General features: G+C 49.6%; 15 protein-coding genes. 10 read left to right on the plus strand and 5 right to left on the minus strand.

Going from position 1 to position 12065, the window contains the following annotated elements:
* Positions 1 to 100: 100 nt before the first annotated feature.
* A complete protein-coding gene (gene tgt, locus FN808_RS17465) occupies positions 101 to 1228 on the minus strand; it encodes a tRNA guanosine(34) transglycosylase Tgt (RefSeq protein WP_142715910.1) in 1128 nt (375 codons plus the stop codon).
* A 150-nt stretch (positions 1229 to 1378) separates the two neighbouring features.
* On the opposite strand from tgt, the gene FN808_RS17470 reads away from it, so the two are divergent.
* The 9 genes from FN808_RS17470 to FN808_RS17510 all read left to right on the plus strand — a co-directional run bounded on the left by FN808_RS17470 (position 1379) and on the right by FN808_RS17510 (position 7828).
* Positions 1379 to 2104, plus strand: a complete 726-nt coding sequence (locus FN808_RS17470) for a polyprenol monophosphomannose synthase (protein WP_142715911.1) — start codon at positions 1379 to 1381, stop codon at positions 2102 to 2104.
* 147 nt (positions 2105 to 2251) lie between these two features.
* Positions 2252 to 3226, plus strand: a complete 975-nt coding sequence (locus tag FN808_RS17475; RefSeq protein WP_142715912.1) for an acetyl-CoA carboxylase carboxyltransferase subunit alpha — start codon at positions 2252 to 2254, stop codon at positions 3224 to 3226.
* A complete protein-coding gene (locus tag FN808_RS17480) occupies positions 3226 to 3663 on the plus strand; it encodes an acyl-CoA thioesterase (RefSeq protein WP_246068391.1) in 438 nt (145 codons plus the stop codon). The genes FN808_RS17475 and FN808_RS17480 overlap by 1 nt, the downstream gene beginning before the upstream one ends.
* A gap of 6 nt (positions 3664 to 3669) precedes the next feature.
* A complete protein-coding gene (locus FN808_RS17485; RefSeq protein WP_142715913.1) occupies positions 3670 to 4170 on the plus strand; it encodes a DUF2085 domain-containing protein in 501 nt (166 codons plus the stop codon).
* Positions 4142 to 4735 (plus strand): DUF4199 domain-containing protein, encoded by a 594-nt coding sequence (locus tag FN808_RS17490; protein ID WP_142715914.1) that lies wholly within the window; start codon positions 4142 to 4144, stop codon positions 4733 to 4735. Before FN808_RS17485 ends, FN808_RS17490 begins: the two co-directional genes overlap by 29 nt.
* A gap of 14 nt (positions 4736 to 4749) precedes the next feature.
* Positions 4750 to 5709, plus strand: a complete 960-nt coding sequence (locus tag FN808_RS17495; protein WP_142715915.1) for a CPBP family intramembrane glutamic endopeptidase — start codon at positions 4750 to 4752, stop codon at positions 5707 to 5709.
* On the plus strand, positions 5702 to 5971 hold the full coding sequence (locus FN808_RS17500) for a putative signal transducing protein (RefSeq protein WP_142715916.1): 270 nt from the start codon (positions 5702 to 5704) through the stop codon (positions 5969 to 5971). The genes FN808_RS17495 and FN808_RS17500 overlap by 8 nt, the downstream gene beginning before the upstream one ends.
* A gap of 5 nt (positions 5972 to 5976) precedes the next feature.
* Entirely contained in the window at positions 5977 to 6798 is an 822-nt protein-coding gene (locus FN808_RS17505) for a phosphatidate cytidylyltransferase (RefSeq protein ID WP_142715917.1), read from the plus strand.
* 1 nt (position 6799) lies between these two features.
* Positions 6800 to 7828, plus strand: a complete 1029-nt coding sequence (locus FN808_RS17510) for a dipeptide epimerase (protein WP_246068388.1) — start codon at positions 6800 to 6802, stop codon at positions 7826 to 7828.
* Between the two features lie 42 nt (positions 7829 to 7870).
* On the opposite strand, the gene FN808_RS17515 is transcribed toward FN808_RS17510, so the two are convergent.
* A complete protein-coding gene (locus tag FN808_RS17515; RefSeq protein WP_142715919.1) occupies positions 7871 to 8311 on the minus strand; it encodes a MauE/DoxX family redox-associated membrane protein in 441 nt (146 codons plus the stop codon).
* 76 nt (positions 8312 to 8387) lie between these two features.
* On the opposite strand from FN808_RS17515, the gene FN808_RS17520 reads away from it, so the two are divergent.
* On the plus strand, positions 8388 to 9284 hold the full coding sequence (locus tag FN808_RS17520) for a TIGR01777 family oxidoreductase (RefSeq protein WP_142715920.1): 897 nt from the start codon (positions 8388 to 8390) through the stop codon (positions 9282 to 9284).
* Between the two features lie 62 nt (positions 9285 to 9346).
* Here the strand turns inward: FN808_RS17520 and FN808_RS17525 are convergent, their stop codons facing one another.
* The 3 genes from FN808_RS17525 to FN808_RS17535 form a co-directional block, all read right to left on the minus strand.
* Positions 9347 to 9649, minus strand: coding sequence for a ferredoxin family protein (locus FN808_RS17525; protein WP_142715921.1), 303 nt, complete (start codon positions 9647 to 9649; stop codon positions 9347 to 9349).
* A complete protein-coding gene (locus FN808_RS17530; protein ID WP_142715922.1) occupies positions 9646 to 10971 on the minus strand; it encodes an FAD-dependent oxidoreductase in 1326 nt (441 codons plus the stop codon). The genes FN808_RS17525 and FN808_RS17530 overlap by 4 nt, the downstream gene beginning before the upstream one ends.
* A 93-nt stretch (positions 10972 to 11064) precedes the next feature.
* Positions 11065 to 12039 carry an electron transfer flavoprotein subunit alpha/FixB family protein gene (locus tag FN808_RS17535; RefSeq protein ID WP_142715923.1) on the minus strand — a complete coding sequence of 325 codons (975 nt, stop codon included), beginning with the start codon at positions 12037 to 12039 and terminating at the stop codon, positions 11065 to 11067.
* Positions 12040 to 12065: the final 26 nt, after the last annotated feature.

Genomic DNA, 12065 nt, shown 5'->3' on the forward strand with positions numbered 1-12065 from the left:
GGCGGAAGCGTAGGTCCCCTCCTGCTCTCTTTTTTACTCCGGCCCTTCATGGCAGCCCCGTGAAGGGCCTTTTTTGTAACCCCCAACCGGCAGAAATTTATTAAATCTTGGTATCCAGCAGCTCGGCCTTCTGTTTGTACCAGCTGTGAAAGGTGTCGTCGGCAATTCTGTTTCGGGCCTCTTCCATCAGCCATAAATAAAAGGTGAGATTGTGGAGCGAGGCCAGTGCCAATCCCAGTAATTCATTATTGCGGAACAGGTGATGGATATATGACATCTTGTACCGGGAACACAGGTCCGTTGGAAAATCAGGATCGAGGGGACGGTTGTGATTTTTCCATTTCGCATTGCGGATATTTACATAACCATCGGGGGTGAAGATTTGACCGTTTCGGGCATTGCGCGTTGGAAGTACGCAGTCGAACATGTCGATGCCCCGGGCAATACAATGCAATAGATTCGCAGGTTTCCCAACGCCCATGAGATAACGGGGTTTTTCTTTTGGTAGATAATCTGTGTTGAGGTCCGTCATTTCATACATCAGTTCGATGGGCTCACCAACACTCAAGCCGCCGATAGCAATACCCTCAAAATCAAGGTCCGTAATGTATTTGGCTGATTCCTTGCGTAAATCAGGGTAGGTTCCGCCCTGGACGATACCAAACTGGAATTGCTGGTGGTTGTAGTGTGGAATGGAATTTAAAAAAGCATCCCGTCCGCGTTTTTCCCACCGGTGCGTGAGCTCCATGGATTCTTTGGCATAGTCATGGCTGCTGGGATAGGGGGGGCATTCATCGAGGATCATCATGATATCAGAGCCGAGAATGCGCTGAATCTCCACGACATTTTCCGGGGTAAAAAGATGTTTGGAACCGTCGAGGTGACTTTTAAAATGCGCCCCCTCTTCCTTAAGTTCACGATTGTCGGAAAGTGAAAAAATCTGGTAGCCCCCTGAATCGGTGAGGATGGGATGATCCCAGCTGATAAATGAATGAAGGCCACCGGCATTCTCAATAATCTCACAGCCGGGACGCAGATACAGGTGATAGGTGTTTCCCAGGATGATCTGTGCCTTAACCTTTCTGATAAGTTCGTCCTGCTTGACGGCTTTGACCGTGCCCAGGGTACCTACGGGCATAAATATGGGGGTTTCTATGGTTCCGTGATCAGTGGTGAGCGTTCCCAGGCGTGCTTTGGTGGTCGTGGCCGTCTTATGAAGTTCAAACAATGGTGGAAGAATTTAATCGTTTGTGGTTTCGTTATTAGCAGAGCCCAAAATAATGAATTTCTGGCTGTAACATTAATGCACTATTTTTATTATCCTTAAGATAATTTTGAGCTCCCTTAAATTACGTAATTCGTTTGCTAAGATCACTTTATGGCTCATTCTACCTTAATTATTGTACCCACGTATAACGAATCGAACAATATTGAGCGTCTCATTGATAAAGTAATGGGTGTGGGTGAGATGGACCTGTTGATCATCGATGATGGATCGCCCGACGGGACGGCCGGGATTGTTAAAATGAAACAGGATCAGTATCCCCATCGCCTTTTTATCATTGAGCGATCGGGCAAACTGGGGCTGGGTACAGCCTATGTGCGGGGATTTCGGTATGCCCTGGAAAATGACTATACCTACATCTGTGAAATGGATGCGGACTTTTCGCACGACCCGGAAGATCTTCCAAAGCTGATTGAAAAAGTTAGGACTGGAGAAACGGATGTTGCCATTGGATCGCGCTATGCCGATGGCATAAGCATCATCAACTGGCCTCTCAGTCGACTTATATTGTCTTACAGTGCCAATCTTTATGCCCGGTTTATTACGGGGCTCCCCATTTTCGATACAACGGCCGGATTCAAATGCATCCACCGGAAGGTGTTGGAGGCCATCTCGGTTGAAAATATTCGCTCCAACGGCTATGCCTTCCAGATTGAACTGCATTTTAGGGCATGGAAGGCCGGATTCCGACTGAGTGAGGTAGCTATAATATTCCGGGAACGCCAGGAAGGCGTATCCAAGATGTCAAGGTCAATTGTGTGGGAGGCCATATGGCGGGTGTGGACCCTGAAAATTCAAAGCATAATGGGACTGCTGTAAGGAACTTCACCTTGTATCCTGCAGGACTGTGGACCGTTGTAATGGCAGTCAGAGAGCAATTATTCGGTCGAAATAAAGTCCTTAAACTCTTCTCAGTAGTTTGTATATTTGATCATTAATGTTTGAACCCAGTATCAGATTATCACTATGCAGTATTTAGATTTTGAGCAGCCTATTGCTGATTTGGAGAAAAAGATTAACGAACTTCGTGACCTTTCCATTACGGATGAGGACGTGCTGACACCCGAAATAAAGCGACTCGAAGAACGCGTGAATGAATTGAGAAAATCAATATTTTTGAACCTTACCCGCTGGCAGCGCGTTCAGCTGGCCCGCCATCCGGATCGGCCATATACGCTGGATTACATTGAACAGATTACAGATAATTTTGTAGAAATCCACGGTGATCGATACCAGAGCGATGATAAAGCTATAGTAGGCGGTTTTGCCACTATTGATGGCCAGTCGGTGGTTATTATGGGCCACCAGAAAGGACGTGATACGGAAAGCAGACAATTTCGGCGCTTTGGCATGGCAAACCCGGAAGGATATCGAAAAGCTTATCGTCTTATGAAGCTGGGTGAGAAATTTGATATCCCAGTGATTACTCTCCTCGATACACCCGGAGCTTATCCCGGACTGGAGGCAGAGGAAAGGGGGCAGGCCGAAGCCATTGCCAAAAACCTCAAGATGATGGCCACGCTTGAGGTACCGATTATTTCAGTGGTGATAGGCGAAGGAGCCAGCGGTGGTGCAATTGGCATTGGCATGGGTAATGAAGTCTATATGATGGAAAATACCTGGTACTCGGTCATCTCACCGGAATCCTGCTCTTCTATTCTATGGAAGACATGGGACTACAAAGAACAGGCTGCTGCAGTATTGAAACCGACGGCAGAAGATCTCAGGGATTTGGCAATCATTGATGGTATTATTGAAGAGCCGCTGGGGGGAGCCCATCGAGACCCGGAAGCATCCGCAAAGGCAGTTAAAGAGCAGTTGCTCGAATCACTGTATCGGCTCAGGGAAAAGAGTGCGGTAAAACTTGTGGAAGAGCGCATTGAAAAATATTCGCGGATGGGTGAATGGAAGACTTCCGCCAAAGTGGAATCGAGCAGTTGATGGTATTCCCTGGAAAAGACCCCATATACAGCTATCCCCACTATCTGCGCAGTCGATATGGTGAGACAGATCAAATGGGATATGTCTACTACGGGCGGTACCTGGAATATTTTGAGGAATCGCGCACGGAAATGATTCGATCGCTGGGGTTTCCTTACACCCGCCTTGAGGCCAATGGGGTGATGCTGCCGGTGGTGCATACGGAAGTGGACTACAAGGCCCCGGTTTTTTACGATGAGCGCATGAAAATTGAGGTTACGCTTTACGACCTTCCATCAGTGAAACTGGAAACCTACTACCGGGTGTTTACCAACAGGCAGGATGCGCCCCATATTCTTGGGAAGGTCGTGCTCTGTTTTATGAATGAAGAGAATCGAAAACCGTGCCGTGCCCCAGCGGATTTTATTAATAGCCTCTCTTCAGCTATTGAATCGTAAATCGTTATGGAGTATCGCAATGGAAAATTATACCTGCTGGCGTTGGTATTGATCATGGGCGTTGTGATAAGTGCCCTGGGAGGCGGAGCCTTTGGCCAGCAGGAGTTTTGGCTGATGCAGTGGCAGCACCAGGCGTTTATGCCGCTGTGTCACCAGATACCCGAACGCTCATTTTGGATCGCGGGGCAGCCCATGGCGGTATGCAGCCGTTGCCTGGGCATTTATACAGGCTTTGCCCTTGGATGGCTGCTGCTACCTGTAATAGACTGTCAACGGGTGTTTCATGGCCTTGTGGCCAAACGGCTACTCGGTATCATGCTGCTGGTAAACGCTGCAGATGTCCTTGGGGATTTCATCGGTTTTTGGGAAAATACGTTGATTTCTCGATGGGGATTGGGGTTTGCGTTGGGCATGACGGCAACACGGCTTTTTTCAGGCGTGTTCTTTAATAGAAAAATAAAATCTACGGGAGACCTCTATGGAAGAATTACCTCGTCAGGAGTTTGATAGCCCTTACCAGGGAACTGATGGATCGTCTGAACCATCATACTGGACATCGGTGACCATGGCCGGAGTACTATTTGGTATTGTCGCTTTTATCCTGTCTCTGGTATCCAGTTACGCCATCATCAATTCCGAACCCACCGGGACTATTTTTTCGCCCACTCAGCTGCTCGGTACGCTGGCCTGCCTGCTGGGCGCCTTCGGAGGGATGGTAGCCACCTGGCATTATATCCGGGAATTCGACCTGTCGATCAAGCTGGGGAGGGGAGCACTTATTGGATTTTTAACGGGCGTCTGTATCGCCATTGTAAGCGTCGTATTGAATCAGGTCTGGCAATTTGTTGATCCTGATATGACCCAGAAGGTCATTGAAAGTACCATAGCCAATATGGAAGCGATGGATATGCCCGAAGCACAAAAGCAGCAGATGATTGATGCCACGGCAGAGAGCGTCAGGGACCAAACCTCTATTGGCAGCCAGCTGCTGTGGGGGGTCCCACTCTACGGCATCCTCAATCTTTTCACAGGAATGATTGGAGCGAAAATATTCAGTAAGCAGCAAGCATAACAGAAAAGCAGTTTATGAAGGATCAGCAAGGGGTTCAGCAATCATCACCTGAAGATAAGCAGCCTTATGTTTCCTGGGCAGAGCGAAACGGTTTTTCAGACTGGGCCCTGGCCCTGTTCTGGATTGTTGTTGCTTTTTTTCTGTTTCAGGTGACGGCCTCTGTGGTTGCGATAGTGTTGGTTGGAATGGAAAGCGGTATCAGCTCTGATCCCTCAGAGATGATGGGGGCCATGACGGAACACCTGGACCTGGTGTTCGTGGGTAATTCGCTGGGGCAGATTATGTTTTTGGGCTTGGCAACCTGGTTTTATGCACGCCTGCATACTTCAAGGGACGCCCACAAATCCTTCATGAGGTTTACGGTTCAGGACGATACGCTGAAGTATGCCCTTCTGTCGGTTTTTATTGTGGTGGCCGGCCAGCCGGTGATATGGTTCTTGTCATGGCTGAATGCCCTGATACCGGTGCCAGAGTCGTTTACCAATATGCAAAGTACGCAGATGGAGATGATAGAGAATTTCCTGAAGGGAGATCATGATATGTGGCTGACCCTCTTTCATGTTGCCATTGTACCGGCAATCTGTGAGGAAGTGCTTTATCGGAGTTACGTCATGCGTGCTTTTGAAAAGAGCTGGGGCATCTGGCCGGCAATAATTATTTCAGGTCTCCTGTTCGGACTTTACCATATACAGTTGACTAACCTGCTGCCCCTGGCTACACTGGGCATGCTTTTCGCTTACATCACCTGGGTCTCCAGAAGCATTCTTCCGGCCATGGCGGCACATTTTGCCAATAATGGCGGCAGCGTGTTCGTGGGTACTTATTATCCGGAGTCCGCGTTTGCAGAGATGACACCGGAATCCATGCCTTCCATCTGGGCGGTAATTATCAGTCTGGTTATTACTGCTTATATTGTATATTGGATGTATAACCAGTATCAACAGAAAATGCGTGAGGAGGCTCATTATGTTTGATGGTCCAAAGCCAAATGAAATCGAAGATTGGGTATGCGTATTGGAGCGGAGTACGGAATATGAGGTTGAGTTTGCAAAAAATTACCTCTCCAATATGGAGATACCATCCAATATCCTTTCCAAGAGGGATTCTTCTTTTAGTGTAAATGTAGGTGAGATTGCATTGGTTTATCTCTATGTACCTAAAGAATATGAACAGGAGGCCCGAAAAGCGCTTGAGGAAATTGAGATACCGTCTGACGTTAATGAGGAAGAGGAGTAGCTTTTGTGAGTGAACTGACCAAGCGTATTCTCTTTGCTGTGCCGGCCGCTGCGTTTTTTTTGTACATCACCTTTTTGGGCAGCATCTATTTTACGTTGCTCATCATAATGATTGGCATTCTCATACAGCGAGAGCTTGCCATGATTAGTGAAAAGGCAGGCTTCAAGTCGGATCTGCTCTTTTCTTATCTCATTGGACTGTGGATTTTGACCACGCCCTTCTTGTCACACCATTTTATTACGGGAGTGGCTGTGTTCCTTCTTTTTATAGCAGTCCAGATTTTCAGGACCGGTGATATGGGGCTTCGGTCGCTTGTATCTACTTTTTTTTGTGGTATTTATGCCCCGCTTGGACTGTTGACCCTGTTGCTGCTGCGAGAGCTGGGGAGCTCGGATACCGGTTTTGTTCTCACTCTTAGCCTGCTGCTGATGATCTGGGGGAATGATGTGTTTGCCTATTTCGGAGGCAAGAATTTTGGGAAACGTCATCTGGCCCCCCGTGTAAGCCCCAATAAAACGTGGGAGGGGTTCTTTTTTGGTATACTGGGAGCGCTGGTGGGACTGAGTCTCGTATTTTATGCCATACCCATCGACTATCCGGCAACACTCTGGCAGATGGTGCCGGCCATTCTGCTGGTCAGCATATTTGGACCCATCGGCGATTTGACGGCCAGTCGACTCAAGCGTGCGGCCGGAGTCAAAGATGCCTCGCACCTGTTGCCCGGCCACGGTGGTTTTTTTGATCGCTTTGACGCTCTTATCTTGGCAGCCCCTGCATTTTACCTTTATCTTTACCTATTGGATCTTTCCGGCTATGCCTCCTTTTAAGATGAATCTAAAGAAAGTGAACCTGTCCCTGGGCCAACCCTTCACCATTGCGAGAGGGACCAAAGAGACAGTGGATAATGTGGTTGTCGAGCTTGTCAGTGAAGGGATGGTTGGCTATGGCGAAGCAGCACCCAATCGACGATATGATGAAGATGCCCGTACCGTCGTAGCATACCTAGAACGGTTGGGCTCCGATCTTTTTCAGGACCTGGAGGTTCCCGAAGAGCTGGAAGACCGTATTGAAAGAGCATCTGAAGAGATCGGGCTGCCCGTAATGCAGTCTGCCAAGGCTGCGCTCGAGATGGCGTGGCTCGACTGGTGGGGAAAGAAACAGGACCAGCCGCTGTGGGAGTTGTGGGGCATTTCTGCCGACCATACGCCTCCCACTTCCTACACCATCGGATTGGACAAAATCGATGTGATGCAGCAGAAAGTCGAGGCTGCAGTCGGCTATCCCATCCTGAAGGTGAAACTGGGAACCGGCAGGGATCAGCAAATTATAGAGGGAATCCGTGAAGTGACGAACCGGAAGATTCGGGTGGATGCCAATGAAGGATGGACCTCACTGGATGAAGCCAAGCATCAGATTGAATTTTTGGCGCAACAGGATATTGAATTTGTCGAGCAGCCCATGCCCGCATCCCGGCACCGTGAAATGCGAAGTCTCAAGGCATGGTCGCCGCTGCCGCTGGTGGCAGACGAAAGTTTCATGGGCCATGAAGACCTGGATATTCTGAAGGAAATGTTTGATGCAATCAACATTAAGCTGTCAAAAATTGGTAGCCTGATGAAAGGGCGGAGGGTTTTGAAACGTGCACACAGTAAAGAAATGAAGGTGATGGTTGGCTGCATGATCGAGAGCTCGCTAGGCATTGCCGGTGCGGCTCTACTGGGGGCAGAAGCTGACTATGTGGATCTGGATGGTAATCTGCTGATTGACAGGGATCCTTTTCAGGGGCTGGTCCTCGACGACCGAAAGTGTCTGCATCTGGGTGCTGCACCCGGGTTGGGGATAACCCCAGTTCACTAATACTGGCCATTGGGTATTCGGTAACCGGATGTCACTGTCCGCCTAGTCATTCGCTGAGTGGATCAGCAGTCCCGCCCCGATGATGCAGGTGATGAGCAGAGCATTGCGCAGGAGCGTGACTTCGAGACCTGATGCAAATCCCAGGGCTCCGAAACAGCCGCAGTTTTCGACATTCATCCCCTGCAAGTAGAAATAGGAAAGCACGGATGAAAACCCGACCAACATTAGCAAGGCTCCGCCGAGTGCTCCTTTCAGCTGGCGCCCCCAAAGCAGGAAGAGGGCTATAACCAGCTCGGCAACAGAGGTCAGGATGACAATGAGGCTGCTGTATTCAATCAACCAGTAAAACTTGGTGGCCAGCAATTCTACCAGGTACTGGGCTTCGGAACCGCTAATCAGTTTACCTATGCCCGAAGCCAGAAAGACCAGTCCCAGTAAAATTCTGAGGGTGGTTAATATTGTGTGCTTGTGTTTAGGCTTCATTATTTTAGTGTTACCTTGGGAATGAATTTCTGCTTTTTAATGTAATTCAAAAAAAGCATAATACAGAAACAATATTATGAACATTTTTATTTCGGGCGGAACAGGATTTATCGGCGGTTACCTCCGCAGGATGCTGCTGCAGGAGGGACACTTGTTGACGGTGGTTACACGGGATCCTGAGGAATATGAGAGTGAAACAGCCAAAAATCAACAGTTTGTTTCCTGGGACGACAATATTGCAGAAGAAATGGAGAAATCCGATGCGGTTATCAACCTGGCCGGTGCTTCTATTTTTGGTCCCCGGTGGACAGAATCCATCAAAAAACGTATCTATTCGAGCCGTATTGAAAGCACCCGGCAGCTGGTTGAGGCCATAAAAGCTGCTGATAATCGGCCGGGGGTCATGGTCTCGGCTTCGGCGGCTAACTACTACGAGGGGCAGGGCGACAAGGTGTTGGATGAATCAGCGAAGAGCGGCGACAATTTTCTGGCGAAAGTATGCCGGGACTGGGAAGCCGAAGCACAGAAGGTACGATCAGCGGGAGTAAGGCTGGCCATTCCGCGTATTGGCATTGTTCTGGAACGTGACGGCGGGGCATTGGAGCAGATGCTAACACCATTCAAGCTATTTGTGGGTGGCCCCATTGGCAGCGGAGAGCAGTATTTCCCCTGGATCCACATGCATGACCTGTGTCGCGGCCTGCTTTTTGCCACCCAGGAGGAGAGCCTGGAGGGGCCGTTTAACCTGAATGCTCCCAACCCCGTTACAATGCGGGCCTTTGCCGATGAGTTGGCCTCGCAGCTGAACCGTCCCTCGTTTTTCAGGGTGCCTGAGTTCGCCCTGGAGCTGGTGCTCGGTGAAGCGGCAACATTGATCACGGCGAGCCTGCGGATGCAGCCCAAAAAATTACAGCAGCACGGTTTTGTCTTCCAGTATGAACTTCTAACGGAGGCACTGGGAGATGTTTTATAGCCCCTGGCATAAATACGGGAACAATAGATGGGCAGCTTGTACACGCTCTGCCCGGAAGAGGTCTATCCATAGTTCCAGGTGATGCCTCGGCCGATTTCCGGATCCGGGTAATTCCAGTCTACTGCGCCCTGGTCACAGGCATACATACAGGTGCCGCATTCAATACAATCTTCTACCTGAAAATGAACCCTGCCGTTGTCGTCCATCGTGTAGCAGTTGGCCGGGCAAACATAAGTGGTACACTTGTGGGGACAGACGGAGTTGCAAATATCCGTATCCACTTTAATGTGGGGTTTGATGTCTGATTTTGCCTGGTTTCGATAGCTGACCAGGCCCAGTCGTTCGGAAAGATTAAGCAGCTTCATAGTGATTTTCCTCCTTTAAATCCTAATTTAATTAAATCCCAGTAGGAAGAATGCTTTTTGACCGATTCTGCAAACAGCCTGCGTGATTTCCGGGTCGGTTTACTGTCGATGGTAAAGAATTTCCGACCGAAGTCACAGACCAGATTGGGAATATCCCGGAACATTTCAGGGCTGTGCAGCATATGGACAGCATCCTGGAACTGGTTGATATCTTTCATCACGTAGGTTTCATCGAGTTTCCGCCGGTATTCCTGCAGGGTCTGGCTCGAAAAGTCTCCTTTTTTCTTTGCATGGATGATGGTTTCAGCACCAAGAATTCCCGAACGCATGGCAAAATCCATGCCCTGTATTGCCTTGCCCGCATTCATCAACAGGTTGGCTGCCTCGCCACAGAGCAATAAGCCATCCTTGTACAGTGCTTTGGGCATCACTTGCTTGTCGCCGGAGGAGACCACATGGGCCGAATATTCCACTACTTCACCTCCCCGGATGGTATCCTGAATCACCGGATGGTTTTTGAATTGGTTAAGCAAATCGTGTGGGCTTTTTTCCTTTTCGCGCATGTCTCTGATACCTGCTACCAATCCAAGTGAGACGGTATCGCGATTGGTATAAAGAAACCCCCCGCCCTCCACGCCATCGGTAGCATATCCGATGAACTCATTTGACATGCCGCTGAGTCCGTTGAGCTGAAACCGATCTTCCAGCACTTTCTGATCCAGGCGGATTACCTCCTTGATGCCGGTGAGCATGTGGTCGGCCGGTACATAATCATCCTGTAAGCCTGCTTGGCGAGTGAGCAGATTGTTCACGCCTTCAGCAATGATGACGCTGTCTGCATGGAATTCTTCCTCTCCCGTGCGGATGCCCGTGGCTTTATCATCTTCCATGAGCACCTCATCCACCTTGATACTGGTGGCAATGAACGATTCCATGGCAAAATCACTATCGTCGATGGCTTCCTGCACCTTATCAGCCAGCCAGCGGTCAAACCTGGAGCGCAGTACCACAACCCCCGAGTAGGGGGGAGCATTGAAATGGGACGATTTGAAATCGATGGAAAAGGTTGACTCCCGGTCCATGAAGGTAAGACGTCGGTGATTGATGTAGCGTTCCCATCCGCCATCTTCCTCCTTCCAGTATTCGGGAACCAACCTGGCCAGATCGCTGCCCCACAGTACGCCCCCGGAAACGTTTTTTGAACCAGCGAAGTCGCCCTTCTCGATGAGCAAAAACTTCATATTGTTTCGGGCCAAAATCATGGCTGCCGCCAAACCGGCAATGCCTGCTCCTACAATGATACAGTCAAATTTTTCGTCCATGTTATTGCGGCTTTGAGGTTGAAGGTTGGAAATACTGAACAACTGGCCGCGGGGATTACACCATACCCGTGGCAGCCCGGTTCACTCCGGCCGTCAGGATGCTATTTTTTTCAGCTCGTCAATAAACGGCGGGAGCACGTCGTACAGATCCCCGACGATGCCATAATCAGCTATGTCGAAAATGGGGGCGTCGGGGTCTTTGTTGATGGCTACAATGACTTTGCTGCTGGCCATACCCGCAACGTGCTGGATGGCACCCGAGATACCTACGGCAATATAGAGCTGCGGTGAAACCACTTTCCCGGTCTGCCCGATTTGAAGACTGGGATCCATAACCCCGGCCTCTGTTAGAGCACGCGAAGCACCCACACCGGCATTGAGGACGTCAGCCAGCTCCGAGATCAGCTGCTGACCCTTCTCATCCTTGGCCCCGCGTCCGGCTGCAACAATGGTTTCAGCCTCCGAGAGGTCGATGGTATCACCCGAAGAGCTGATGATCTCCTCCAGGGTGGCCCTCAGGTCTTGATCATCGACACTAAAATCGATTTCAATAACTTCTGCATCGGATGCCTGTTCTTCCAGATCATAAGAGCCCGATCGGACGGAAACAAGAATCATGTCGCCCCGGGCTTCATTCTCCGAAAGAATTTTGGCTGCCATCACTGGTCGTGTGGCCCTGATGCCCTCTTCGGTGAGCTCAAAGGTTGAAACATCAGACAGTACTGCAGCTTCCTCTCGTGCGGCCAGTGCCCCCAGGATATCCTTGGTGCTTTCCGTGGAGGCGAAAGCAACCAGGGAGGGATCGGCCTGTTCAATGACTTTTTCCAGGGCTTTGAGCAAGGGTGCATTGAGGTGATTCTTGAAGACGGGATTTTCAACCGTATATATTTTTGATGGCCCGTATTGCTGAACCTGCCCGGTATAGCGGGAAGCTTCGGCATCAATAATTACGGCTTCGACCTGGTGGCCATGCTGTTCGGCCTGCCGGCGCAGGTGAGATAAAACCTCCAGGGATGAACGCTTAATTTTGCCATCGCTGATCGCTATGTGTGTAAGTAGTGTGCTCATATTGAAATGATATATTGGATGTTAGG

Origin of the sequence: Fodinibius sediminis (assembly GCF_900182555.1) — a bacterium.
GTDB lineage: Bacteria > Bacteroidota > Rhodothermia > Balneolales > Balneolaceae > Fodinibius > Fodinibius sediminis.